This window comes from Paraburkholderia sp. BL6669N2 (assembly GCF_003387275.1).
Taxonomy (GTDB): Bacteria; Pseudomonadota; Gammaproteobacteria; order Burkholderiales; family Burkholderiaceae; genus Paraburkholderia.
In genome coordinates this window covers 4,296,493-4,323,039 of sequence record NZ_QUNA01000001.1, presented here as the reverse complement: position 1 = coordinate 4,323,039, position 26,547 = coordinate 4,296,493, and the positions used below count along the sequence as shown (strand labels likewise).

Sequence of the window (26,547 nt, the reverse complement as noted above, 5' to 3'; positions counted from 1 at the left end):
CGGTTCGCCAGGCTGAGCCGGCAACCAGACCACGCAGACGTCGCGGCCGGAACTTGCAAGGGTGCCGCCGCGAATGCCGTTCATCACGCAGCGCGTCAATCCCATTGCAACGGCCGGCATTCCGGCAAAACGACCTCGGCGTCCTCAGCGTACAAACGCTGTGGCTTTATGTCTGTGGTTCAGGTCACGGAGTCGAACCGTTTCCTGATAAAACGGCAAGGATTGCCGCCGTACACGCCCTCCGCTTCCAGCGAACGATGCACGACCGACAAAGGTGTCACGACCGCCGAACGGCCGATCGTCACGCCCATTTGCACCACGCACTTCGAAGTGATCCACACGCCGTCCTCGATGATGATCGGCGCGACATGCAGATCCATGGCGGTGCTCATATCGTGCGATCCCGCGGTGAGAAACGTGCCCTGAGAAATGCACACGTTCGAGCCGATGCGAATCAGCGTCTGGTTGTAGATCCACACATCGACACCGAACCAGCAGTTGTCGCCCACTTCGAGGTTCCACGGCGCCTTCACCCGCAGCGGATGCACGAATCGGCAACCTGTACCGATCTTCGCGCCGAACAGACGCAGCAACGCGACGCGTACAGCGGAGAACGGCAGTAGTTTGTTGTTGATCACGCAGGCTTCCAGCACGAACCAGACAAGCTCGACCAGCGCGCCGCGCTTAGCCTGATAATTTCCTTTTCCGGCCTGCGACAGATCGATCACGCGGCCGTTCTCTGGCGCGCCCTCGGCCGGCGGCATGCGCCCGACGTGAGGATCGTCGGCTACGTTACCCATCAGCTTTCTCCGAACCACGAACAGTGGTAAACATAGGCAGGCATGCCAGGCAAATCTCTTACATTATGTTGCGGCGCCTGGCCCGGCTTCACGCGGTGGCTGTGCAGGCAAGCGTTTTGGCGGCTACGCGCGTAGTGGTTGGCGCACGATAGCTTTATCCCGACAGCATTTCCTTGGGGAATCAGATGATCACCTCGCTTCGACACACTGCTAGCTGGACGCTTCTCGCGATCGCATCGTGCGCGGTGCCGGCCTTCGCGCAGAACGCCGCACCCAATAACGCGGCGCCTGCCCTCCCGCCCGCCGCGACGGCGGCCAACGGCTACGGTCTCAATGCACAACTCCCCGCCAACCGGCGCGCCGCGCATCGCAATAGCGAGCAGGCGTTGCTCGGCTCCCCGAACCCCTACAGCACCGACGGCGCGCAAGGCGATACGAACGACGCTCAACGCGCGGCGCTGCTCGACACGCAACGCATGACGGTGTTGGGCGGCGACCAGGCCGCGCAGCCAGCGGTCGGCAAAGGCAAAGCCAAGGGCAAGGGCAAGGCGCCGGCTGCGGCCGACGGTCAGGTGCGTGTGGCCGGCCAGCCGGGACGTCCGAACACGGCCGCCGGTCTGACGCCCCAAGGCGCCACGAGAACCACCTACACCGACCCCTACGCCGGAAAGCAGGGCGTCTACCGCTCTCCCTGGTGATATCGTCTTCATGACACCGCCGCGGGCCGGATCAATCCGGCGCGGCTTCCTCCGCAGTAGCCGGTTTTCGCCGGCGCCTCGCCGCAGCACCTGAAGGCCGCGCGCGGAAAGACGGCGTGCCGCCTTTCTCGCGTTTGCCTCCCAACTCACGCAACAGCATCGCGAGCCGTTCCTCGAAGGTGCGAATCGTCGACTCCGGCGAGAGCGTGCGCTCCGCATAAGCGCGCGCCGCTTTGCCGAGTGCCGCGCGTCGTTCCGCGTCGTTCGCCAGCGCCGTGATCGCCGCGGTCAGCGCCTTCAGGTTGTCCGGTGGCACGACCACGCCGCGCGGCGCCACGGCTTCGTAGAGCGCCGTGCCGCGACGCGCCATTGCCACGGTCGCGCGTCCGCTCGCGAACATGCCGGTGAGCTTGGACGGCATGACGAGGTCGGCCGCATCGCCGCGTTGCGGCAGCACGTGAATATCGGCGAGGTTGAGCAGTTCGTTCAGACGGTCCAACGGTTGCAGCGGCAGGAACACGCAATTCGTCAGTCCCGAGCAGCGTTCGCGCAGGCCCTCTTTCGCCGCGCCGCTGCCGCAGAACACGAAGGTGAGATCCGTGCGCGCCGCGAGCGCAACCGCCGCATCGGCGAGCGTTTCGATGCCCTGCTTCGCGCCCATGTTGCCGGAGTACAGAATCACTTTCTGGTCGTCAGGAACCCCCAGCAGGCGCCGGAATTCGCTCGGCCGCGTAAGCGGAAAAATCGTCGACACGTCGACCCAATTGGGCAGACAGACAACCTTTGATGCGTCCACGCCCTTGGTCGTCGCGCGCTCGCTCATCTGCCGCGTGATCGAGGACACGGCGTCGAAGCGCCGCAGCAAAGCGCTTTCCACCCGGCGTGCCATGCGGGCCGCGAATGAGCTTTTCAGCAAGCCCAGATCGAATGCCGCATCGACCTCATAGTCCTGAATATGCAACCAGGCGGGCGCACGCGTGATGCGTGCGAGCATCAACCCGCCCGGCGCGCACATCAAGGTCGGCGCGATCAGCATGACAGCGTGCGGGCGCCACAGCACGTGCCGCACAAGCAGCGGCAGCGAGGTCGCCGCGAAGCTCGCCAGATGCAGCATGCGCTTCAGGCCGCTCGGACGCGCGGGCACCCACAGCGGCGCACGCCAGATCGCCACGCCGTCGCGCGTTTCATGCTGATAGCGCCACGACGCGTAGCCCTCGCCGACACGCCACTCAGGGTAGTACGGCGGCGCGCACACCACGCGCACGTCATGTCCGCGGCTAGCCAGCAGCACGGCCATTTCCGCCGTGTACTTGCCCACTCCCGTCAGCTCAGGCGCATAGTTGATGCCGTAGATCAGTATCTTCATCGTGACTGCCGGAGCGAGTAAGGGCGTTGTGGCGCGACCTGGTTGTGCGGAGCGGCTCAGTCGCTCAACATCAAAGCGCAGCCGCGGGCGATGTTGGCAGCCGCGGAAGGCGGATCGAAACGGCGAATCACATCCATGCAGCGGCGCGCGGTGCCGCCCGCGTCGGCGAACGCCTCCATGGCCTTGAGCATGGTGCGCTGCAGGCCGGCGACGTCGCCCGCTGTAAATGCATAGCCGCTCACTCCGTCGATCACCAGTTCCGGCACGCAGCCGCAACTTTCGCTGACCACGGCGGGGCAGCCATGCGCGAGCGCCTCGTTGACCACGAGTCCCCAAGGTTCGCTGTAACTCGGCAGCACCATGCAGGTGGCGCCGTAATATTCCCGCGTCAGCGGCTCGTCTTGCAGACTGCCGACGAACGTCACCGCGTCGCCGAGTTCGAGCTCGGCCACCTTCGCATGCAACGCGTCGCTCATCGGGCCGGTGCCGACAATGCGCAGCTTCGCCGCCGGAATCCGCCGCCGCAATCCGGCGAACGCGTCGATCAGCGTGCCGATGCCTTTCTCTTCCGACAAACGCCCCACGAACAGAAACACCGGCGGATTACCCGCGCGAGCGGCGACCCGCTCGACCAGCGCACGTTCCGGCGAAAACGAACCGGGCATTGCCGCCGCCTGACACGGCACGAAAATCTTGTCGCGCTTCGCGCCGAGCGACAGCAGATACTCGCGGCTGCGCTCGCCGAAACCGAAATAGCCGTCGCACAGCGCGAAAAACACGCGCTTCGGAATCGACGTCAGCAACTTTTTGGGCCGGTCGCGCGCGGTCGAATCGCAGAACACTGCGCGCCGTTTGCCGGTCACGATGCACGCCGCGAGCATCGCCCAGTATTCCGGGCGGTGGTAGCCCGGCAGCACGATCAGATCCGACTTGGTGCGCAGCACTTCCCATGTGAGCCGCGCGATCAGCTTCAGGGTCGGCACGTCTTCGTAGCAGCCATCGAACAGCTTTTGCATCGGATAGCGGTGAAACGAATAATCGACGTCGGAAAAGCCGACGCGGTCGTGCTCGGTATCGGCGATCTGCACCATCGAATAGCGAATCGCTCCGGAAGCCGAAATGTTATGCAAGGCGGAAAACACGACACCCTTGTGGCGCGACCACACGACGTTGTGGAAGATCGTGACTGACGCTGTCATTTTTATGCCACTCCTAGAAATATCGTCCTGCGTGCATTGCGCATTCTGCGCAGGCACAGCGTCCCCTTTGGTCCGTCAATCCAAAGCCGCGCCGTGGCGGCCGTCCACGCGCCTACGCTTCGATGGCGGCGGCGGGCGTCGAACCAGCGTGTGATTCGACGAAGTCACGATAGGTGGAGGCAATGCCGTCGGCGAGGCCGATCGTGGCCTGCCAGCCCATTTGCGTCAGGCGTGAAACGTCGAGCAGCTTGCGCGGCGTGCCGTCGGGTTTCGAGGCGTCGAACACGAGTTCGCCTTCGAAGCCGATCACCTTGCAGATGCATTCGGCCAGCTCGCGAATCGACAGGTCCTCGCCCACGCCGACGTTGAAGAGCCCTTCCGTCACGTTGTGCTCGAGCACGAACAGCGTGGCTGCGGCAAGGTCGTCGACATGCAGGAACTCGCGCAGCGGCGTGCCCGATCCCCACACCGTCAAGGCGGCGTCGCCGTTCAGCTTCGCTTCGTGCGCCTTGCGCAGCAGCGCCGGCAACACGTGGCTGCTCTTCAGATCGTAGTTGTCGTTCGGGCCGTACAGATTGGTCGGCATCAACGCGACGTACTGCGTGTTGTACTCGCGGTTGTACGCTTCGCACAGCTTTACGCCGGCGATCTTCGCGATTGCATAGGCGTCGTTGGTTGGCTCCAGCGGCGAGGTCAGCAGATACTCCTCGCGGATCGGCTGCGGACATTGCTTCGGATAGATGCACGACGAACCGAAGAACACCAGCCGCTCGACCTTGGCGCGATACGCGGCATGGATCACGTTGGTTTCGATCACCAGGTTTTCATAGATGAACTCACCCGGCTGCGTCGCGTTCGCGAGAATGCCGCCCACGCGCGCGGCCGCGAGCAGCACCACGTCGATCCTTTCGCTTTCGAAGAAGCGGTTCACGGCCGCCTGATCCGTGAGATCGAGCTCCTTGCGCGAGCGGGTAATCACGTTCTGATACCCCTCGGCGGCAAGACGCCTGACCAGCGCGGAGCCGACCATGCCACGGTGGCCCGCGACGAAGATGCGTGCTTGTTTGTTCATCGCCGTTACTCGTGATGTTCCAGCGCCGTGAATCCGGCCAGCGTGACAAGCGCGTCACGTCGCGCGATCTGATAGTCAGAGCGCACCATTTCCTTGACGAGCGAGGCGAACGAGGTGGTCGGCTGCCAGCCGAGCTTCGCATGCGCCTTCGATGGATCGCCGAGCAGTGTCTCGACCTCGGCGGGTCGGAAGTAGCGCGGATCGACCCGCACGATCACGTCGCCCGGCGACATCCTGATCTCGCGCCCTTCCACCTTTTCGACGATGCCGATTTCGTCGACGCCGGTACCTTCGAACCGCACGGTGACGCCCAGTTCAGCGGCGGCGTGCTGCACGAACTGACGCACGCTGTACTGCACGCCGGTGGCGATCACGTAATCCTCCGGCTGCTCCTGTTGCAGCATGCGCCATTGCATCTCCACGTAGTCGCGCGCGTGACCCCAGTCGCGCAGCGCCGACAGATTGCCGAGATACAGGGTCTTCTGCATGCCCACCGCGATACGCGCGACAGCGCGCGTGATCTTGCGCGTCACGAACGTCTCTCCGCGCACCGGCGATTCGTGATTGAACAGAATCCCGTTGCATGCGTAGAGACCGTACGCTTCGCGATAGTTGACGGTGGTCCAGTACGCGAACAGCTTGGCGACGGCATATGGGCTGCGTGGATAGAACGGCGTCGTCTCCGACTGCGGCACCTGCTGCACGAGACCGTATAGCTCCGAGGTCGAGGCCTGGTAGAAGCGCGTTTTCTCCTGCAAGCCGAGAATGCGGATCGCTTCGAGAATCCGCAAGGCGCCGAGGCCGTCCGCGTTGGCGGTGTATTCCGGCTCCTCGAACGACACCGCGACGTGGCTCTGCGCGGCGAGGTTATAAATCTCGTCCGGCTCGACGCGCTGGATCACGCGCAAAATGCTGGTCGAGTCGGTCAGATCCGCGTGGTGCAGAAAGAGGCGCTGATCCGGATCGTGGGGATCGCGGTAAAGATGATCGATCCGGTCTGTATTGAACAAGGATGACCTGCGTTTGATGCCGTGTACGTCGTAATCCTTGGCGAGCAGCAGTTCCGCCAGATACGACCCGTCCTGTCCAGTGATGCCGGTGATCAGCGCGACCTTACGTTTCATGGAGCCTTCTCCTCGTTAACCTGTGCATTCCGAGTGCCGGAAGCCTGGCTGCGCGGCTGTGTTGCGCCGCCGGCCGTCGGCCGCCGCCTCAACCGGCAATGCTGTCGTAGCCGTAGTAACCGCCCTGATAGCCCGAGCCGAGGAACGCACCTTCCTGCGGCACATCGGTCAACAGAACGCCTCTGAGCCCCACGCCGCCATTGCGCAGCCGCTTGGCCGTCTCCATGACTTCGTTGAGCGGATGGCGGCCGTGGCGCACCACCAGCAGTGTCGTGCCCGCATACTTGCCGATCACCGTCGAGTCGGTCACCGCGAGAACCGGCGGCGTGTCGACAATCACGAGGTCGTAGTGCGACTTCAGTTCTTCGAGCATCGTTTCGAAGCGCTTGCTCATCAGCAGTTCGGCCGGATGCGAGGGCAGCGTGCCCTTGGCAAGTACGTCGAGACCCGGCAGCACATCGCGCTGAATCATCGAGCTCAGGTCGCCGCCGCTCAGCACGTCGGACAGACCCGGCTGATGCGCGACACCGAAATGCGAATGCACGTCGCCGCGCCGCATATCGCCGTCGATAATCAGCACGCGCTTGTTCGCCGACGCCACCAGCGCCGCCAGATTCACCGACAGGAACGACTTGCCGGAATCGGGCCGCGAGCCGGTGATCATCACCACGTTGTTCTCGGCGTGATCGAGCGAGAGCTGCAGCGAGGTGCGCAGATTGCGCACGCCTTCCACGGCAATGTCTTCAGGCGCCTGCTGCGCCAGCACATGCAGCCCGCGACGGCGCAGCATGACGTTTTCCTGCAGCTTCAACTGCGTCTGGCTGCGCGGCACCACGGCGAACACCGGCACGCCGAGCATGCCTTCGAGTTCGTCCGGACGTTCCACGCCGCCGTACATCGCGCGCTTGAAGAAGGTCAGCAGAATGCCGAGCACGAGGCCGCCGCCGAGCGCGATCAGGATCGCGATCACGCGCTTCGGCCGCACGGGTTCATCAGGCGCTTCGGCGAAATCGACCACGCGCACGTTGCCCACCTGTCCCGCCTTCGCCACGCGCAGTTGCTGCGCGCTGTTCAGCAGATTGGTGTACAGCTCCGTATCGACGTGCACGTCGCGCAGCAGACGCAAGGCGGTCTGCTCCGTATCCGGCATCACCGCCACGCTGCGGTTCATGTTGGCCGCCGCACCTTGCAATGCGGCGATCTGCGCGTCGAGCGAGGCCACCGCCGGGTGATTCGCCGTGAAGCGTTGCGACATCTCCGCGCGTTGCTGCTGCAGATCCATCAGCTTGGTTTTGTTATCGACGATCTGTTGCAGCAGCAGGCGGCTTTCTTCGCCCAGGTCGACCGTGCCATGCGTGTTGCGGAACTTGTTGTAGCGTTGCTCGGCGTCGTCGAGCTCCTTGCGCAAGCCCGGCAGTTGCTGATCGAGGAAGGCCAGCATATGCTCGGCTTCGGTCGAACGGCTCTCCACATCCTGACGCACGAACTCGCGCGCCATGCTGTTGACGATCGCCGCCGTCAAGCCGGCGTCGCCGCCTTCCAGACTCGCGCGGATCACGCCGGATTGCAGCGTGGTCTCCTGCACCAGCAAAGCCTTTTGTAAACGGTCCACGGTGCTTAAGGTCGAGGCGCGCTGCAATTCGAAACGCGAGCCGGCAGGGCCGACCAGCTTATCGACGCGCAGCGTGATCGGGCCGTCGGCCGTATCCGTTTCCACGGTTTCGCCGACCTTCCCCGACAGAATCGCAATACCGTTCTTGTCCCGCAGTACGTACGACCCGTCACTGCCGGAAATCAGCGTGAAGGTCGTGTCGTACATTTCCTTCGACGTGTCGAACTGCGACACCGAAATGCTCTCGTCACCCCATGCATAGCCGGACAGGTTGATGAACTGCGGCAACTTGAAGCCCCATTGCCCGTTCACCAACCCCGCGATCATTCCGCCGATAACCGGAAAATAGCGCGGCGCAGCCGTGATATCGAGGTGCAGTTTCTTGACGGTCTCTTCCGTGACGAGCCGCGACTTCAGCAACTCGATCTCCGCCGCCGTCGAAGGCTTGGTGTCGAACATGCCGGTGAGCGGCGGCAAGGAATCCTTGCCGTTCGCATTGGCATTCGCCGTCTTGTCCTCTACGTGAAACAGAACATCCGCGCGGTACGTCGGCGGCGCGAGGAAAGCGTACGCGCATCCCAGCGCGAGCGCGATCAGCGTCACCACGACGATCGTGCGCCAACCTCGCACGATCGTGCGCAGATAGTCCGACAGGTGAAGCTCGTCCGGACCGGACACGTCGGTGTAACGGTTTTCAAAGTTGATTGCCATTTTCTTCACCCAACAAGGTCCGGAGGTTCAAGTTCACACTGTGCGGTTACTATTTCGCGAGAACGGCGCCCGTCACAGCCGCATTGATCGCCGGCAGCAGCAGGTTCAACACACGGTTGAAGCGGACCAGCCCGCCTTGACCGACATACACCACGTCTTTCGGCTGCAGTTCGAACTGATTCGCGAGCACCATCGACACCGGCGAGGTCGCGTCGAGGTGGTACACCTCAGGCGTTTCGCTCGTCGAGTTGCGGATCACGAACAGTTGCCGCGCCGCGGCCGTGTTCGAGTCGAAGCTGCCGCTGTCGGAGATTGCCTGCGAAAGCGTCAACGAACCGTTGCGCATCGGCAGGATGGTCGCCGGCTTGTTGACTTCGCCCATCACGTAGACACCGCTGTCTTCACGCGACGCCACCCGCAGCACGTCGCCCGGTTGCAGGTAGATGTCCGACGGATTGCGGCCGCGCTTGATCAGGTCGTCCACGTTCAACTGATACGGCACGCCGTTGCGGAGCAACACCACGCGGCTGCGATCCGCATTGGCGCTGAGGCCGCCGGCCTGGCCGATCGCGTTCGTCAGCGACATCGGAATGTCGGTAACCGACAGCGCGCCAGGCGTGCGCACTTCGCCGTCGACATAAACCTGCTGCGCGCGGAACGAGGCCACCCGCACCGTCACTTCCGGCTTCTGGTACACCTTGCTCAGACGCTTGTAGAGCTCCTTCTGGATCGTCGTGGCGTCCTTGCCGGCCACGTGTACCGTACCGGCATATGGGAACTGCACGTCGCCGTTTTCGTCGATCAGGAAGCCGGCTGCGGCGTCCGACGTTTTCGCGTTCTGCTGCGGCTGGCCGAGCGCGGCCGCGAGTTCCGGGTGATCCCACACGACGATCTGCAGCACGTCGCCGGGGCCGACCTTGTAAGCGGTCGGCTTGCCGAACAGCGCAGTCGTTGCCGGCGGCAGCGTCGACGCCGTTTGCGCCTGGTTCATCTTGCGCAGCAGCGAGAGATTGATATCGGTAATCGGAATCTGCTGTTGCTGCGACGGCTCAGTACTGTAATCACCACCGGTGTCCTGAATGGCGGCCGGTGTGATCATCCGCTGGCCGGGCGCGATTCCGCATCCAGAAAGCAGTGTTGCCGTAGCGAAAACCAGGAGACTTCCCGTGCGTAGACCAAGCGAGCTCATGATGTTCCTCCTTGTGCCACGGCGTTTTTCCTCAAGGGACGAAGCGCGCAGCGTTTTGTTAACAACTAATAAGCGTTTCGATGCACCAGTCCGGCGACTATCGTCGCGCCGATAATCCGCATGTCGAGCGCGAACGACCAATGGCCCAGGTAATACAGGTCATGTTCGACGCGACGTTCCATCTTCTCGATGCGGTCGGTTTCGCCACGAAAACCGTTGATCTGTGCCCACCCCGTGATCCCCGGTTTTATGCGGTAGCGATTGATATAGCCCGCGACCACTTTCTGATAGAGGTCGTCGTGCTCGAGTGCATGGGGACGCGGTCCTACGACCGACATGTCGCCACGCAACACGTTAAAGAATTGAGGCAATTCGTCGAGGCTCGTGCGGCGCAGGAAGGCGCCCACTTTCGTGACTCGCGGATCGTTACGCGTAGCTTGCCTGACGGTGCCTTTTTGCTCCGTGTGCAACCGCATAGAACGGAACTTATAGATCGTGAATACGTGACCGTCGGCGCCTTTGCGTTTCTGTTTGAACAGAACTGGACCGCGCGAGGACAGCTTCACCGCGATCGCGATGACGAGCATGACCGGCGCGAGCGCGATCAAGGCGGTCAAGGCGAACAGGCGGTCGAAGATTTCCTTCTTCAGCATTGAGTTCGCGGACAGCGGCGAAGCCACCAGATTGATCGCCGGCACGCCGAGCAGATCGATCACGCCGCTGCCCTCGAATAGCGCGAGGCTGCGCACGTCCGGCATGAAACGGATGTTCACCAGGTCGTCGCGGAATTCGCTGACCAGCGAACAGATCAGCGGCTCTTCGGAAAGCGACAGCATCAGCCACAGTTCGTGGACGTCGTTGGTCCGCATGTAGCCGGCCAGCGCGTCGACCGTGTCGAACACCGGGATTCCGAGGCTCGCGACCGGCGACACATCCGGCCGCGCGTTGTACACGGCCGTGGCGCGAAAACCGGTGGTCGGCGCGGCGTTGATCCGGCGAATGATCGCGTCGCACTGTGAGCCGCTGCCCACAATCGCGACCTGATGCAGATTCAGTCCCGCGCTGCGTGCCCTCGCCAATACGGCGTGCGTCATCAGGCGGTATGCGATCAGCAGGCCGCCGGTCACCGCCGTCCAGTATGAGAACCACAGCCGTGACACGAAGTCGATACGATGCAGCGAATACATCAGCACCAGCGCGCTGACCTGCACCATCAGCCACGCGAGCGACACCTGGCCGGCCAGCACCAGCTTGGAGCGGCCGCGCCATGATTCGTAGACGCCGAACGCCGGAAAGATAGCCAACGCGAAAGCGGCGGAAAACATCACGAGGGCCCAATAGAATCCGGATTGAGCGAGGTAGTCAAAGCGGATCTGCGACGCCACCGCCGCACCCACCAATACCAATGCAACATCGAAAACTCGCGCGAGCAAATCCTGAAACTTGCGCATTCTGGTCACCTCGTTCTTGCCGTTCTTGTCCGCAGTTGAGTCCGGCGTGCTGTTTAGGAGCAGCGGCCGTAGTTGTCGTTGAACCTCACAATGTCGTCTTCGCCGAGATAAGCGCCTGACTGGATTTCAATGATTTCGAGCGGCACCTTGCCCGGGTTTTCGAGCCGGTGCTTGATGCCGAGCGGGATATAGGTCGATTCGTTTTCGCTCAACAGAAACTGCTCTTCGCCGCGTGTGACGAGCGCCGTGCCGCGCACGACGACCCAGTGTTCCGCGCGGTGGTGATGCAATTGCAACGACAGTTGCGCGCCCGGCGTCACCACGATGCGCTTGACCTGGAAACGCTCGCCATGGTCGATCGAATCGTAGAAACCCCAAGGACGGCGCACCTTGCGGTGCGCGTCGGCCTCCGGCGCGTGCTGCGCCTTGATGCGCGACACCAGCCCCTTCACGTCCTGCACGTGCGAGCGGTCGACCACCAGCACCGCGTCCGCGGTTTCGACCACCACGACATTGGTGGTGCCGACACAGGCAACCAGCCGGCCTTCCGAATGCGCATAGCTCGAGACCGCCCCTTCGAAGGTCACCCGGCCGCGTCCTGCGTTACCGTTGGCGTCCTTCTCCATCGCGGCCCACACGGCGTCCCACGAACCCAGGTCCGACCAGCCTGCATTCAGTCCGATCACGACGCCTGCCGGTGTCGCCGGCGCGCTGTCCGGTGTTTCGGGGCCGGCTGTCTCGGTGAGGCGCTCCATCACCGCGTAGTCGATCGAGTTGGCGGGCGCACTGAGAAATGCATCGACCAGCGGCCGGAAATACGCACCGTCCATGCGGCCGCCCGTGAATGCGCGTTCGCAGGCGGAGTGCATGTCCGGTTGCAGACGCTTCAACGTGTCGAGCCACACGCTGGCTCGGACAATGAAGATGCCGCTGTTCCACCAATACATGCCCGCCGCCACATACTTCGCCGCGAGTTCTTCCGCGGGCTTTTCGACGAAACCGTCGATCGCATGGCCGCCGCCCGCCAGTTCGGCGCCGACGCGGATATAACCAAAGCCGGTGTCGGGGCGCGTGGGCGGCACGCCCAATGTCGCGATCGAACCCTGCTCGGCGTAGCGCGCTGCGAGTTCCAGCGCGGCCTGCAAGGCGGGCACGTCGGCGATCGAATGATCCGCCGGCATGACGACGAGAATCGCGTCGCGGCCCTCCGAGCACGCCAGCGACGCCGCCAGCGTCAATGCGGGCGCCGTATCGCGACGAGCGGGCTCGACAATAAGACGAGCATCGACGCCATTTTCATGAAGTTGTTCTGCGATCACGAAGCGATGTTCTTCGCCGCATACGATGATCGGCGAGGCATCCACGCTCCAGCCGGCCGGAAAGCCGTCCATGCGCCGCGCGGTAGCTTGCAGCAGCGAGTCGGAACCGACGACGTCGATCAGTTGCTTCGGATAGTTTTCCCGCGATACCGGCCACAGGCGCGTGCCGGAGCCGCCCGCCAGAATGACTGGAACAATGCGCGTGGAACCCGCGCCCGCCGTCGCGGCACCCGCAGCATGCGTGCCGGCCGACGCGGCGCCTACAGCTCCCTGAGTCAACATATTCGCATTCCTTATAATTCCCAAAGTCGATGGAAGTACGGACCGGATGCCGTGTTGCCACACGGCTCGCCGGCTGGCCCCGTCGCTATTCGCCGACTAGTCGGCGACTTTGAATTCGAAATTCGGTCGGCGAAATTCTCATCCGCTTACGAAACACTTTCGCGAGTCGATCGCCGTTGCCCATGCCGGTGCGGCGGGCTATCTTGTCGACCGGCAATTCCGATTCGGTCAACAGGCTGCAGGTCACCGCAAGGCGCTCGTGCAACAGAAAACTCGAGGGCGTAATGCCCATTTCCATCTTGAAGCGGCGCAGAAAGTTGCGCTCGCTCATCGCGGCGAACTGCGCCGCGTCGGCAATCGAAATCGCCTGCTGGCAATTCTCTTGCAGCCAGCGAGCTGCCGCGCGCACCTTGTCGCCAGGACTCAGGCCGCCGTCTTCGCCGAGCAGCGGCGCGAGATTCGAGCATGAGTCCGCCAGCAGGCGCTCGGCGACGGTACGCGCGGTGGCGCCGCCGAGATCGCGCTTGATCATGGCGAGCGCGCTTCGCATCGATTCGAGACGATCGCCCGCATCGGCCGTCTGCTCAGGCTGGCGCGCCGGCGTCGGCGCCGACTGCGCATGCGCATCGCCAAGCTCGTGGTTGTCGGGCACGAACGCCGCCTCGAGCAACGCGCGACCTTCCGCGATCGGCCGGATCATGCCGGTATTGCGGCGCACACGGCGCAGCCACGCAATCAGGCGCTCATCGTTCGCGGCAGCCAATGCGCCTTTGCCACCCGCGACATACAGCGCGTCGAAACCGCCGTAATGCCGCGCGTCGAGTCCGTCGGTCCAGACCCGCAGCGCGGACGACGAAGTCACCATGCCGCCGTCGGCCGACAGGAACGAAACGTCGTATAACCAACCGCCCGAGCCGGACGAAGCCATTTCGTTGGCTGCCTGGAACACCTCGGCGACAACCCCTGCTCCCTGCAGCGAGCAGTCGTTGAACATCAGTATCGCGATGCGACGCATACCCTTGCTCGGAGCGTGCACCCAGCGCAGCATTGCGGACTCGAGACTCGCGCAGGTCATAGTCATCCTCTCACCAGAAAACGGATCTACTTTTCACCTTGGAAGGCCGCAGAGAGGCCATCCTCTGTGCAGCGCATCATAGTCACCGCCCTTCAAGCACTTAGCCGCCATGACCGAAAGCGCAGACATGTTGGCGTATGGACAGGGTGACCAACCAGGGATTTTCGGAACAACCCCGCAACCGCCGTCTTTTCAACGAATTAATTGCCGATTCCGCATAGGAATGAATTTGCATTCTGCGAATGTTAATGCAAATAAAAACGCCATTTCGTACGCCACCGCACACACCACGACTACTCGAAAACGGCGCAGTTACAATTCGATCTATCCATCGCGAAGTGGATTTGAAGTGACTTTTTCCCATCATGGCGCCAGAATGAGTGCAACCGGCTTTATAATCCCGACGTCTGCCGCAGCCCGTGCCCACTATGGTTTCTTCTGACGATATATGCGCGGGGATGGCAATAAGTAAAACGAACAACCAATATAAACACTTGAGAGTTCGACAAAATTATTTACTTGGTTGTTATTGGATCGCACGCATATAAACGCGACGATTAATGTTTCAAACCTGAAACACACAAATAAGATACCTTTAGGTCGCACGGCAATAGACGGGCCAATGGCGGAATGTGTCGAGACGGGACCGGACTATTTCCGCCAGCGGTGTGCGGAAATACACTATGCGGTTTCCGCAACACATTGCACGAAGGTGTCATACGAGGCGGCTCTGACCTGGTGAACTAGTAATTGGGCGACGCGTCTGTGGCGCCTGGATGGACAGCGAACGACACGGGGAGCACATGTCGAATGTACGCGAACAGCGCGCGCCGCGAGACCGCGACGGCGCCTTTGCCGGCGGCGGAGTACGGCAGGAAATGGGCCTCGCTATCTCGGCAGTGGCCGCCATTCTGCTTGGCTTCGCGGCCGGCCGATGCGTAGCCGCCGATGCTGCGCCGCAGGCGAATGGTGTGAGCAATGGCCCATTCACCGCGGACGGCAGGAAGTGGACGCCGTGCGCGGCGGAGTACGGCACGTGCCGTTTCAACGGTACGCGCGACGTGCTGTATGGCACGCCGGAGCAACACGTAGTCAAAACGTTCTCAACCAGTGCGGAGTGCAATAACGGCGTATTCGGCGATCCTGCGCCCGGAGTGGAGAAACGTTGCGCGATGGCGCCGGCGGCGGCGAGCAATGCACCCGCGCCTGTCGCGAAGCAGGACGCAGCGCCGAGCGCCGCAATGCAATCTGCCACGCCAATAGACCTGAAGGCGCCGCCCGGACAAGGGCTGCGTTGCTCGTCGCCTTCATCGCAAGTACCTGCTGCCGCGAACGGCGATCTGCTCGAAGCCGATACGCCCAGCGACGGCACGCGCCTGTTCGCGGTGAACAAACCGTTCGCGCTGGTTTTCGCCACGCGGCCGACGCAAGGCGACACGCTCAACTGGCAGATACGCGACACGTGGAATGCCGTGCGCGCCAGCGGACGCTTTCCCGTTGCGGCGGGAGCGACGCTGTCCACGTTGAGTTGCGCGTCCAGCGTGGCGGGCTACTTCGCGGTGTCCGCGTCGCTGGAACGTGCCCATGGTCAGCTCGATGCGCGCGGCACGCGCCCCGCGGGTATCGCGACGTTCGGCGTGCTGCCCGATGCGTCCGCTGCGTTACCCGTCGTGCGTTTTCCGTATGAAGATCTGCACCGCTTCGGCGGACAGGGCGCGGCTTATCTTGCGCCGGGGCAACACTGCTGTGACGGCGACGGTTATCGGCCGGTCTATACCGCGCTCGGCCTCACGTGGGTCAATGACAATCGCAACTGGTATATGGAGGAGCCGAAACAAGCCGGCACGTTCGAGTCCGCCAGCAAACAGCTCACGCCGTTCTTCCGGCGCGGCGACCTGCTGCGGTTGATCCAGCTCGACGGCATTCCGCAGTGGGCGAGTCCCACGAAGACCGAGACGCACAGCTATGCGCCGAAATCGCCCGCGCAGATGAAGGATTACATGGCCAAGGTAGGCGCCGAGTCGAATCGCGTGCGCACGACTTACTTTCCGAAACAGCGCGATAACTACTATCAGGTGACGTGGGAACCGGACGCGGACGGCGGTCTGCCGTGGCGCGACACGGACGCGAATTTCATCGGCATGTATAAGGCCGTCTGGGAAGGCATCCATCAGACGGATCCGCATGCGGTGGTCATGGGTCCGACCTATTCGTCAGTGCAGGGTAATGTCACGTGGATGCGCAAGCTCGGCCCGCAAGGCATCGGCCGCTATATGGATGGCATGACGATTCACGGTTACTACGACATCGGCACCACGCCCTCGCACCCGCCCGAGCGCGTCGCGGATACCGGCAATCAGGGCACCGTGCCGGGCGCTTTGCCCTCCGCGATGCGCGCGCTGCGCCACGAAATGCGTCTGTACCTGAAGCCCGGCGCGCCGCTCTTCGTGACCGAAACGGGCATCAGCTACGACATCGGGCAGTCGTATGGCAAGAATTATCCGGGCGCGAACGTGCTGTATGCACAAGCTGCCGTGACGGCGCGCACGCATCTGATCCTGCTAGGCGAAGGTGCCGACATGACCTACGTGTTCTATCTGGCGGATATGCCGGACGCCGCGCCCGGCTACGGGATTTTCTTCGAGCTCGATCATCCGAAAGGCACCTACGGTCCAGCCCGCATCAGCCCGAAACCCGCGGCGCTCGCGGTAGCGGCGATGACGCGGATCATAGACGGCACCGACACGCTCGGACCGCTCAAGGATCTGCCCAAAGGCGTCTACGCCTACGCGTTCCGCCGGCTCGGCGGCGGCAAGATCGTGACCGCGCTATGGACGCACGACAACGACAAGTGGAACGCCCAAAGCGGCTTCGACGCGAGTCGCAGCGTGGACTACCGTCTGCGAGTCGATGCGCCGGGCACGGCCGGCGAAGTGACGGTGTTCGACATGATGGGCAACGCGACGAGCTTGCCGTACCGCGACGGCGTGGCTAACCTGAAACTCTCGCCCGCGCCGGTCTATGTCGTCTCCGGCAACGCCAACGTCTTCAAGGAGGCTGTCACCACGCCCGAGGGTTACGTGGCGCATTAGCGGCGCGATGTGCCGATACTTCGGCGTGATGGGACAGCCTCTGCGGCGACTGGCGCACATAGTATGCAAGCGGATGCACGTTAGCATGCCTACCAACACGCCGGAGCCGAGACATGAACGGCCTTGCATGGATGACGCTGATACTGGCCGCGTTGATCGGCGCGTTTCTCTTCGCGACGATCGGCGCGATTGTGCTCGCGCTTTTTCTGACGGGCGTCTCGGGCCGGCTCACGCGACACGATGATCACCATCGCGACTATTAGCTGATGACGCGTTCAACCGGCGCGAGAAACGCGGGAGATGACATGCTGCTGACCGAGATCGATTTCCTGGACGTGGTCCGCCTCACGCCTCTGGTCGCGTTCGATCTGATCGTCAGCGATACGCAAGGGCGCGTGCTGGTCGGCCGCCGCCGCAACCGCCCTGCCCGTGGCACCTGGTTCGTTCCCGGCGGCCGCATCCACAAAGACGAAACACTCGACGCCGCGTTTGCCCGCATCGCCGACGCCGAGCTGGGCATCGCGAAACTGGCGCGCTCGACGGCACGCTTCGAAGGCGTGTTCGAGCATCACTACAACGACAATTTCGCGGGCGAGCCGGACGTGTCGACGCATTACATCGTGCTCGCCTATTCGCTCACGCTCCCCGGCACCGCGCCGCTTGGACGGCCCGAGCAGCACAGCGAATATCTGTGGCTTGCACCTTCGGAACTGCTCGCGCGCGCGGACGTCCACGACAACACCAAAGCCTACTTCCTTTAACGCAGCCGCGGGCCGTCGCACGAGGCCGAACCCGCCGGATCGCAATTTGCCAAGGACTGTGAGTTCGGCAACGCGCCGGTCATGGCTGCTACAGTATGATGCGAGCTCACCGTCAGAGCTCGGATTACTATGCGATTATCGGCAAGCCCGCTCGTTCGCGATGCATTCTTTGCTTTTCTCGCGGTGCTCTTCTTCGCCTTCCCGCCGGGCGCGGCGCGCGCGGCTGAGTGCGGCCCCGGCACACTGGTCACGGTAGTCGCGCACCTCGACGACGATCTGCTCTTCGTAGACCCCGCCATCAGCGAGCGTCTCGACGCGGGCTGGTGCATCACCACGGTGCATCTGATCGGCGGTGCCAACGGCGCGGATTTCGCATACGTTCAAACCCGCGAGCGCGCTTCGCGGCTCGCTTACGCGCGCATGGCCGGCGTGCCCGACGAGTGGCTCGAATCAAACGTTACGATTGCCGGCAAGCTCGTGCATCAGATGGTGCTGAAGGCCAGGCCGCAAGTGCGCCTGCTCGAACTTCGCCTGCCCGGCGGCGCCGTGCGCGGCGGCCGCGTACCGCTTGGCCTGTTGTGGGAACAACACGCCACGATCTCCACCTATCCGATGAACGCGGACGGCTCCGTGCGCGTGAAATACGATCGCGATTCCCTGTCGGCTACTTTAAAAGCGATGCTCGCGCCGGCGACGCTGATCTACACGCTCAATCCAGACACCGTGCCGTTTATCGAACATCCGGATCATATCTATTCCGCGCGTATTACTCGCCACGTCGCGCAGACACTCGGCAAGGGCGTGCCGATCGTCTACCACGTCACCTATCCGACCGGCGGCTGGCCCGGTAATCTCCCCGCTGCCGAAGTGCAGCGCAAGCGTGACATCGTCGCGAGCTATTTTTCCATCGACGGCAGCGAGTCGTCCCATGTATTCGGCGAGTTTCAGTGGGACGGCAACTGGATTTCGCGCCGCTATGTGGTTGACGATCGCACCGATCGCCGCGTGCCGGATTTCGTGTCTCATCCGATCCAGCTGTTCAACGCGGCGGCGAGCCGCTGCCTGACTTCCGCGGGACCAGGCCGCGCGCCGGCGCTCGCCGCCTGCACGGACTCGTCCGCGCAGCAATGGCGTTGGGATCCGCTGACCGTGTATCCCGGCAATACGCGCAACGCCGCGCTGGTGAGCGTCGCGACCTCGCAATGTATCGCCGAGCGCGACGGCTACCTGGTCGCGGAGACTTGCGATCAATGGGACGTGGCGCAAAGCTGGACGCCGTGGGACTTCGGCCTCGTCTATACGCCGATGCGGCATTGTCTCGGCGAAAACGACGGCAAGCTCACCATGCGCGGCTGCACCGCGCTCACCACGCGCTACCGCTGGGCCACCACGCAACACACGCAGGCGAACGACCTGAGGCTCGCCGCGGCGATGGTCGGCGACATCGCCGGCTCGGGCGAACAGTCCGTGGTGTACGTACAGCGGCAACACGACGGTCCGGGATTCAACGTGTATGCCGCGTCGCTTACCAAGGCTTCGGCGCCCGCGCTGTGGTACGCGAGCGCCGTCCCCTTCGATCCCCTGGCGAGCGCGCCGAGTTGCGCCGGCGACAAACTGTGCTTCGACAGCGTGCGCTTCCTGCTCGGCGATTTCGACGGCGACGGCAAGGCGGATCTGATGATCGTCGCGGCGCGCCAGGGCGGGACCGCGTTCTGGTTGCTTCGCAGTACCGGCGAATCGTTCGAGACTCCACGCCTCTGGCTGCAAACGAGCAACGCGTTCAGGCCGGAACTGACGCAGCAATATGTGGCGGCGAACTTTACCGGCACCGGACGAGCCAGCGTGCTGATCGCGCAGAAGCGGCCCGACAGCGGGCTCGATCTGTGGATGGCGTCTGCGCAAGGATCGGGCATCTCAACGGGATCGGCGCCGGTGCTCTGGGCGCAGGCCAGAAATCTGCCGCAGAACGTCAATCTGCTGACACGCGAAACGGCCGGCTCGCGCGCCTCACTGGTCGCGGTCGACGGCGCCGCCGACGGACGCCTCGCGATCACGCCGATCGCCAACGACGGCACGCGCATGAGTGTCGGCGAGCGCAACGTGTTGCCGGCGACTTTTGCCCCCGGCTTCGTGAAAGTGACAATGGGCGCCGTGCATGGCCGCGACGGCAACACGCTGATTCTGCTGACGCCGCATCTGGACGAATCGAGCGAAGAAGCCATGATCGACGTCGCCACGCTCGACCTGAGCGGCGCGGCGAGCGCGCCGGCCCAAGCGGCGACATTGCACGGCATGTCGTGGTCGGACGTGTTTCCGGAATTCGTGCGTGACAAACGGGGAGCGGCACTCGTGCTGTTTCGACGGACCGACGCGACCCTCGGCGATTTCTATTTCACCGGTGGCGCGCCGGCAATCACGCGCTATCCATCCGGAAACGGCCTGGCGCTGGGCGAAGCGCAGGAATTCGGCAAACTGCCGGGGCTTTTCTCGGAGACCGTGCGAATCGACCGGCTCGCGCAATAACGTGACGCAAGCCGGCCGGCCCGATCGACGTCAGGCCGAAACCCGGAGCGGGTGAACGAACTTGCGCGCGATCGTCATGTACCGATCCGCGGTGTCGTGCAGCGTGTAGCCGGCCAGTTGCCGGTTCGCGCGCGGCGTGTCGAGTGCGTGCAACAGCGCGCGGCCGTAGGCTTCCGCGTCGGTCGTGTCGACCAGGCTGACGCCGGCAAACGCGCTCGCAAAACCGAACGAGGGAATCCGGCTCGCCACGACTGGAATGCCCGACGCAAGCGCTTCGAGAAAACCAATGCTCTGTGCTTCGAAACGCGACGGCATCGCGAAGACACGCGAGGCACGCAGAATCGCGGCGACGTCGGAACGCGGCCCGCCCACCGTCACCCTGTTTTCCAGGCCGAGCTGACGAACCAACGACAGCACCGCCCGGTGATAGTCGAGATCTTCGACGACGCCGCATAACAGCAGACGCGCCTCCGGCTCCGATTGCAGCACACGCTCGAATGCGCGGATCGTGTCCAGCTGGCTCTTGCCTTCGATATAGCGGCCGAGCTGGACGATCTGCTTCGGGTGCACGCCGATGTCCGCGCGGCGACGTCGTCGCCTTCCGAGAACAATTGCGCATCCACGCCATTCGGAATCACGACCATGGAGGGATGCCGGCCAATCTCCCGAAGGTAGTCGTCGATATTCTGCTGCGACACGCCGATGATGGCTCTCGCCCGCCGTGAGAGCAGGCGTTCGGCCCGCTTGAGCGCGCCGTTCTCGAAATCGTTGACGCCGGAATGCATGACCCACGCAATCGGCGTATGGACCGGCAGAAGGCGCACATACAGCGCGGCAAGCGTGGCATGAGCGACGATGAAATCGGGCCGGAACCGTCGCACCACGCGATACAGGTGCAGCAGCTTTCCCACCCTGCCGTAGCGAACCTCGGGAAACAGACACGTGACGCCGGCTGCCTGAAGTTCTGCATGAATGGCGGCGAAATCGTCCTGCTCCGGAAGCAGCGATGTCATGCAGACCTCATGGCCACCGCGCTGATGATGAATGGCCAATCCCTTTACGAGTACTTCTGCGCCGGACAGACGCGGTGCATGAACCAGTTGAAGAATTCTCACGATTTATCTCTCTGGATAACCGCCCTTTTGCGCAGCGGAGGGATGCCGCCCCCGTTATTGCAGACCCCAAATAACGTCGGCATCCAACATCGTATGGCGCGTTCCTTCTTAACGTCCTCAGCTACGCCAGCGATCACCTCCGAGCTGAATAAATAGGCGTTTCCCTAGCGCCCATTTCTGAGTCGATTAGCCGCGCCAGATAGTTAGGCATCCATTTCAAATAAATAAGACCCCAATTCTTCATGGCGGAAAAATACTGGTTTCGCCTGACGGATATTTTCGTGCGATCAAAGCAATTAGTACTGCATTAATGTTCATACGTAACGACTCGTTACTTCTTTTAAACAGACTAATGCGTATTCTTGCGGTCGATTCTTCCCAAATCGGCTTGTCTTGCTTACAGGGCGGTAAAAAATTCATTGGCCCAGCCGTGAATTCGCGTACTGCGATCTGAATCGCGCTGTTCCTTAACACGCTGGCCGTTTTCGTCGTACCTTCCCCGGTCGTCCGATTCCGCCAACCGCTTCTGTCAGCGGTCCGGTTTCGTATGACAAGAGTTTCTCTGCAGAGAAATGCGTTCGGGGCGGACATCCCGGGAAGACATCACCTTCGCGCAGCCGCAAAGCTGCGCACACAGGACGCCAGTGTCGAAGCCTCGGTCATCGGCTGGCTTGCAAATGAACCCCGATGTTCGCTCCACCTCCCGAACGCCCTTTGCGCCAGGACAGGGCGAATCATCAGCTAACGCATTGCTTACATACAGATTGATGAAATCGCAACTACTCGCACTCTCAACACGCTCCCTGGCACTCGCCGCATGCGGCGGCGGTGACAGCGCCGCCAGCACCGCGGCGGCCCAGTCCAACGGCAACAACAGCAATTCGAACAGCTCGGCCAGCACGTCTGCGGCTAACAACACCAGCACCGGCACCGTGGCGCTGAACGCCACGGGCGGCACCGCGGCCATGAGCTGCGCCTCGCCCACCACGTCGGCAGGCTCAGGCAGCGCGGGCGCCAAGGCGGGTGTGACGCTGCCGGTTGGTTACAGGGGGCAATAAATGAAACGTCGTCAATTTGTCACCGCTATTGCAGCGGCGGCGGGGCTTTCTGTGGCCCAAGCTCGCACAAGGCGTCCCTCCTCCCCGCAGGCGCAGCCGCAGGCGCAGCCCGGAACTTTGCCGTTCTACGGGATCAATATGCATCCGAATTACACGTGGACGCCCCAGCAGATGGCTTCTCATCTTCAGCAAATTGGGGCCAAGGTTATCCGCCTGGATACACAGGACACCAGTCCTGGCGTGCTTAGCCGGATTGCAAGCATCGCGACTGGCATCGCAGCGATCGATCCAACTTTCAAGGTGTTGGCGTGTATCACGCCTGATACCAATTTTAGTCAGTCCGAAGCGCAGAATTATTCGACTGGTTTCGGGCTAGGCGCCGCCGCCGCCAATGCACTTGCGCCGGCTGGCGTAACGGTTTTCGAGTGCGGAAATGAAATGATCTCGCAGCCGGAGATATGCCCTGGCGGCGGCGGGGTGGCGGGCGATCAGCGCGGAGACTACACGCACGGTGCAAAATGGGCCGCGATGCGCGGTCTTATTCGTGGAATGATCGACGGGGTACATTCGGTCAATCCACTGCTCCGTTGTGGTGTGAATTTCACGGAAGTGCAGATAGCAGCGAGCGACATGCTTTGGAACGGCACCGAAAGCGACGGCAGCACCGGGCATGCTCCTGTGCGGTGGGATATCACCACATGGCATAACTACCAATCCTACGGAAGCATGTTCAACATCGGCGGTGATGGCGCCACGAGCTTCGGCAACCTGATTGCATACATTGCCACTGCTTATGGGAAGCCGATCATGATAACCGAATGGAACTCAAACCCCGAGGCTAGCGACGCGGCAGGATCGGCCTACATGCAGCAGTGGATGACCGAGATGTACAACAACCGCGTCCAGTACAACATCGAGCACGTTTCGTTCTATCAAGCGGACGGCGATGCGCCCAATTTTGGATTATTCGTCTTTCCGCAAAAGACCGCGACGTACAAAAACTTTGTCGCGGCTCACCCCGGTTGAGTGAGCGCAACCCGCTTCGCTATTCCGGCGCCCGCCGCGCCCCATGCCTACTTGCTTTTCTCGGAGACAGTGCGAATCGACCGGCTCGCGCAGTAGCGCGGACCGGCCGGTCCGATAGACGTCAGGCCGAAACCTGTAGCGGGTGAACAAACTTGCGCGCGATCGTCATGTAACGATCCGCGGTGTCGTGCAGCGTGTAGCCGGCCAGCTGCCGGTTCGCGCGCGGCGTGTCGAGCGCGTGCAACAACGCGCGGCCGTAGGCTTCGGCGTCGGTCGTATCGACCAGGCTGACGCCGGCGAACGCGCTCGCAAAACCGAACGAGGGAATCCGGCTCGCCACGACTGGAATGCCCGACGCAAGCGCCTCGAGAAAACCAATGCTCTGTGCTTCGAAACGCGACGGCATCGCGAAGACCCGCGAGGCGCGCAGAATCGCGGCGACGTCGGAACGCGGCCCGCCCACCGTCACCCTGTTTTCCAGGCCGAGCTGACGAACCAGCGACAGCACCGCCCGGTGATAGTCGAGATCTTCGACGACGCCGCATAACAGCAGACGCGCCTCCGGCTCCGATTGCAGCACACGCTCGAATGCGCGGATCGTGTCCAGCTGGCTCTTGCCTTCGATATAGCGGCCGAGCTGGACGATCTGCTTCGGGTGCACGCCGATGTCCGCGCGGCGACGTCGTCGCCTTCCGAGAACAATTGCGCATCCACGCCATTCGGAATCACGACCATGGAGGGATGCCGGCCAATCTCCCGAAGGTAGTCGTCGATATTCTGCTGCGACACGCCGATGATGGCTCTCGCCCGCCGTGAGAGCAGGCGTTCGGCCCGCTTGAGCGCGCCGTTCTCGAAATCGTTGACGCCGGAATGCATGACCCACGCAATCGGCGTATGGACCGGCAGAAGGCGCACATACAGCGCGGCAAGCGTGGCATGAGCGACGATGAAATCGGGCCGGAACCGTCGCACCACGCGATACAGGTGCAGCAGCTTTCCCACCCTGCCGTAGCGAACCTCGGGAAACAGACACGTGACGCCGGCTGCCTGAAGTTCTGCATGAATGGCGGCGAAATCGTCCTGCTCCGGAAGCAGCGATGTCATGCAGACCTCATGGCCACCGCGCTGATGATGAATGGCCAATCCCTTTACGAGTACTTCTGCGCCGGACAGACGCGGTGCATGAACCAGTTGAAGAATTCTCACGATTTATCTCTCTGGATAACCGCCCTTTTGCGCAGCGGAGGGATGCCGCCCCCGTTATTGCAGACCCCAAATAACGTCGGCATCCAACATCGTATGGCGCGTTCCTTCTTAACGTCCTCAGCTACGCCAGCGATCACCTCCGAGCTGAATAAATAGGCGTTTCCCTAGCGCCCATTTCTGAGTCGATTAGCCGCGCCAGATAGTTAGGCATCCATTTCAAATAAATAAGACCCCAATTCTTCATGGCGGAAAAATACTGGTTTCGCCTGACGGATATTTTCGTGCGATCAAAGCAATTAGTACTGCATTAATGTTCATACGTAACGACTCGTTACTTCTTTTAAACAGACTAATGCGTATTCTTGCGGTCGATTCTTCCCAAATCGGCTTGTCTTGCTTACAGGGCGGTAAAAAATTCATTGGCCCAGCCGTGAATTCGCGTACTGCGATCTGAATCGCGCTGTTCCTTAACACGCTGGCCGTTTTCGTCGTACCTTCCCCGGTCGTCCGATTCCGCCAACCGCTTCTGTCAGCGGTCCGGTTTCGTATGACAAGAGTTTCTCTGCAGAGAAATGCGTTCGGGGCGGACATCCCGGGAAGACATCACCTTCGCGCAGCCGCAAAGCTGCGCACACAGGACGCCAGTGTCGAAGCCTCGGTCATCGGCTGGCTTGCAAATGAACCCCGATGTTCACCCGACCTCCCAACGCGCTTTGCGCGAGGACGTCGACCCATGATCAGCTAACGCATTGCTTACAGATTGATGAAATCACAACTACTCCTTCTTTCGACACTCTCCCTGGCACTCGCCGGATGCGGCGGTGGCGGCGGCAGTAACGGCGCCGCCAGCACCGCGGCAGCCCAAGCCGGCACCGCCGGCCCAAACAGTTCGGCCAGCACGTCCGCCGCTGGCAACGCCAGCACCGGCACCGCTGCGCTGAACGCCGCAGGCAACACCGCGGCCATGAGCTGCGCCTCGCCCACCACGTCGGGCGGCTCGGGCAGCGCAACGATCTCCGCCGATACGCCAAGCGCCGACAACACGCGCATCTTCGCGTCCGGCAGCACCTTCCAGCTCGTCTTCAACACCAACGCGCCGAGCGCGGACACGCTGAACTGGGCCGTCACGGACACGCTCGGCCGTGTCGCCGCAAGCGGCAGCACCGCCGTGCCGAGCGGCGCGAAGACCATCACGTTCAATTGCACCTCGACGCTCGCCGGCTATTTCGCGGCGACGGGCACGCTCGCGAAGAACGGCGGTCAGTTGCCGCAAGCCGGCACGCGTCCGGTCGGCATCGCGAGCTTCGGTGTGACGGCGAACCTGTCCGGCGCTCTCCACCATGGAACCGAACGGCCCGAACACGTTCAACCCGTCGGCCAATAATCTCGATTCGTTCTACAAGAGCGGCAACGTGATGCGTCTGATCCGCCTCGACGGCATTCCCGCCTGGGCGAGCAGCACCGGCGCGTTCCAGGACGACACGACGCTGCCGACCGATATTTCGTACTGCCAGAGCTATATGAGCCGTGTCGGCACGGAATCGAACGCGATTCGCGCCGCGTACTTCCCGACCCAATCGGCGAACTACTATCAGGTGACGTGGGAACCGGACGCCGACGGCGGTCTGCCATGGCGCGACACCGACGCGAATTTCATCGCCATGTACAAGGCGGAACATGGGACGGCACTCGTGCTGTTTCGCCGGACCGACGCGACCCTCGGCGATTTCTATTTCACCGGCGGCGCGCCGTCAATCACGCGCTATCCATCCGGGAACGGCCTGGCGCTGGGCGAAGCTCAGGAACTCGGCAAACTGCCGGGGCTTTTCTCGGAGACGGTGCGAATCGACCGGCTCGCGCAGTAACGT

The 26,547-nt window shown here is 62.6% G+C and carries 19 protein-coding genes and 3 pseudogenes; 8 read left to right on the top strand and 14 right to left on the bottom strand.

Features of this window, described 5'->3' with window-relative positions; all coding sequences use genetic code 11:
• Positions 1 to 179: 179 nt before the first annotated feature.
• Complete coding sequence (locus B0G80_RS19620) at positions 180 to 800, bottom strand: DapH/DapD/GlmU-related protein (RefSeq protein WP_116119068.1); 621 nt, start codon at positions 798 to 800, stop codon at positions 180 to 182.
• A 185-nt stretch (positions 801 to 985) separates the two neighbouring features.
• Here B0G80_RS19620 and B0G80_RS19615 point away from each other — a divergent pair, with 185 nt between their 5' ends.
• The gene (locus B0G80_RS19615; RefSeq protein WP_116119067.1) at positions 986 to 1,498 is read left to right on the top strand and encodes a hypothetical protein; all 513 of its coding nucleotides are present in this window, start codon (positions 986 to 988) and stop codon (positions 1,496 to 1,498) included.
• 31 nt (positions 1,499 to 1,529) lie between these two features.
• Here the strand turns inward: B0G80_RS19615 and B0G80_RS19610 are convergent, their stop codons facing one another.
• The 9 genes from B0G80_RS19610 to B0G80_RS19570 all read right to left on the bottom strand — a co-directional run bounded on the left by B0G80_RS19610 (position 1,530) and on the right by B0G80_RS19570 (position 13,898).
• Entirely contained in the window at positions 1,530 to 2,864 is a 1,335-nt protein-coding gene (locus B0G80_RS19610) for a glycosyltransferase WbuB (RefSeq protein ID WP_116119066.1), read from the bottom strand.
• Positions 2,865 to 2,920: 56 nt separating this feature from the next.
• On the bottom strand, positions 2,921 to 4,063 hold the full coding sequence (locus B0G80_RS19605; RefSeq protein WP_106284423.1) for a glycosyltransferase family 4 protein: 1,143 nt from the start codon (positions 4,061 to 4,063) through the stop codon (positions 2,921 to 2,923).
• Between the two features lie 112 nt (positions 4,064 to 4,175).
• On the bottom strand, positions 4,176 to 5,135 hold the full coding sequence (locus B0G80_RS19600; RefSeq protein ID WP_116119065.1) for a GDP-L-fucose synthase: 960 nt from the start codon (positions 5,133 to 5,135) through the stop codon (positions 4,176 to 4,178).
• Positions 5,136 to 5,140: 5 nt separating this feature from the next.
• A complete protein-coding gene (gmd, locus tag B0G80_RS19595; protein WP_106284425.1) occupies positions 5,141 to 6,259 on the bottom strand; it encodes a GDP-mannose 4,6-dehydratase in 1,119 nt (372 codons plus the stop codon).
• Positions 6,260 to 6,347: 88 nt separating this feature from the next.
• On the bottom strand, positions 6,348 to 8,582 hold the full coding sequence (locus B0G80_RS19590; RefSeq protein ID WP_116119064.1) for a polysaccharide biosynthesis tyrosine autokinase: 2,235 nt from the start codon (positions 8,580 to 8,582) through the stop codon (positions 6,348 to 6,350).
• A gap of 49 nt (positions 8,583 to 8,631) precedes the next feature.
• On the bottom strand, positions 8,632 to 9,771 hold the full coding sequence (locus tag B0G80_RS19585; protein WP_116119063.1) for a polysaccharide biosynthesis/export family protein: 1,140 nt from the start codon (positions 9,769 to 9,771) through the stop codon (positions 8,632 to 8,634).
• A 65-nt stretch (positions 9,772 to 9,836) separates the two neighbouring features.
• A complete protein-coding gene (locus tag B0G80_RS19580) occupies positions 9,837 to 11,222 on the bottom strand; it encodes an undecaprenyl-phosphate glucose phosphotransferase (protein ID WP_116119062.1) in 1,386 nt (461 codons plus the stop codon).
• Positions 11,223 to 11,275: 53 nt separating this feature from the next.
• Positions 11,276 to 12,823 carry a mannose-1-phosphate guanylyltransferase/mannose-6-phosphate isomerase gene (locus tag B0G80_RS19575; RefSeq protein WP_116119061.1) on the bottom strand — a complete coding sequence of 516 codons (1,548 nt, stop codon included), beginning with the start codon at positions 12,821 to 12,823 and terminating at the stop codon, positions 11,276 to 11,278.
• Positions 12,824 to 12,908: 85 nt separating this feature from the next.
• Positions 12,909 to 13,898 carry a helix-turn-helix domain-containing protein gene (locus B0G80_RS19570; protein ID WP_106284430.1) on the bottom strand — a complete coding sequence of 330 codons (990 nt, stop codon included), beginning with the start codon at positions 13,896 to 13,898 and terminating at the stop codon, positions 12,909 to 12,911.
• An 803-nt stretch (positions 13,899 to 14,701) separates the two neighbouring features.
• On the opposite strand from B0G80_RS19570, the gene B0G80_RS19565 reads away from it, so the two are divergent.
• From B0G80_RS19565 to B0G80_RS19555, 4 genes are all read left to right on the top strand, one after another.
• Positions 14,702 to 16,990, top strand: a complete 2,289-nt coding sequence (locus B0G80_RS19565; RefSeq protein ID WP_116119060.1) for a hypothetical protein — start codon at positions 14,702 to 14,704, stop codon at positions 16,988 to 16,990.
• A gap of 113 nt (positions 16,991 to 17,103) precedes the next feature.
• On the top strand, positions 17,104 to 17,253 hold the full coding sequence (locus B0G80_RS45930; protein ID WP_181919988.1) for a hypothetical protein: 150 nt from the start codon (positions 17,104 to 17,106) through the stop codon (positions 17,251 to 17,253).
• Between the two features lie 45 nt (positions 17,254 to 17,298).
• Positions 17,299 to 17,751, top strand: coding sequence for a GDP-mannose mannosyl hydrolase (locus tag B0G80_RS19560; protein ID WP_116119774.1), 453 nt, complete (start codon positions 17,299 to 17,301; stop codon positions 17,749 to 17,751).
• Between the two features lie 129 nt (positions 17,752 to 17,880).
• The gene (locus B0G80_RS19555; RefSeq protein ID WP_116119059.1) at positions 17,881 to 20,274 is read left to right on the top strand and encodes a PIG-L family deacetylase; all 2,394 of its coding nucleotides are present in this window, start codon (positions 17,881 to 17,883) and stop codon (positions 20,272 to 20,274) included.
• 30 nt (positions 20,275 to 20,304) lie between these two features.
• On the opposite strand, the pseudogene B0G80_RS19550 reads toward B0G80_RS19555, so the two are convergent.
• Positions 20,305 to 21,389: pseudogene (locus tag B0G80_RS19550) on the bottom strand (glycosyltransferase family 4 protein).
• A gap of 529 nt (positions 21,390 to 21,918) precedes the next feature.
• Positions 21,919 to 22,356, bottom strand: a complete 438-nt coding sequence (locus B0G80_RS45925; protein ID WP_181919986.1) for a hypothetical protein — start codon at positions 22,354 to 22,356, stop codon at positions 21,919 to 21,921.
• A gap of 91 nt (positions 22,357 to 22,447) precedes the next feature.
• On the opposite strand from B0G80_RS45925, the gene B0G80_RS19540 reads away from it, so the two are divergent.
• The gene (locus tag B0G80_RS19540) at positions 22,448 to 23,473 is read left to right on the top strand and encodes a hypothetical protein (RefSeq protein ID WP_147309877.1); all 1,026 of its coding nucleotides are present in this window, start codon (positions 22,448 to 22,450) and stop codon (positions 23,471 to 23,473) included.
• Positions 23,474 to 23,594: 121 nt separating this feature from the next.
• On the opposite strand, the pseudogene B0G80_RS19535 reads toward B0G80_RS19540, so the two are convergent.
• Both B0G80_RS19535 and B0G80_RS46930 read right to left on the bottom strand, forming a co-directional pair.
• Positions 23,595 to 24,679: pseudogene (locus B0G80_RS19535) on the bottom strand (glycosyltransferase family 4 protein).
• A gap of 753 nt (positions 24,680 to 25,432) precedes the next feature.
• Complete coding sequence (locus tag B0G80_RS46930) at positions 25,433 to 25,645, bottom strand: hypothetical protein (protein WP_243856611.1); 213 nt, start codon at positions 25,643 to 25,645, stop codon at positions 25,433 to 25,435.
• On the opposite strand from B0G80_RS46930, the gene B0G80_RS46925 reads away from it, so the two are divergent.
• Both B0G80_RS46925 and B0G80_RS48065 read left to right on the top strand, forming a co-directional pair.
• Positions 25,644 to 26,063 (top strand): hypothetical protein, encoded by a 420-nt coding sequence (locus B0G80_RS46925; RefSeq protein WP_243856609.1) that lies wholly within the window; start codon positions 25,644 to 25,646, stop codon positions 26,061 to 26,063. The two genes, B0G80_RS46930 and B0G80_RS46925, sit on opposite strands and share 2 nt — an antisense overlap.
• A gap of 238 nt (positions 26,064 to 26,301) precedes the next feature.
• Positions 26,302 to 26,544: pseudogene (locus tag B0G80_RS48065) on the top strand (hypothetical protein); the annotation flags it as partial.
• Positions 26,545 to 26,547 lie beyond the last annotated feature (3 nt).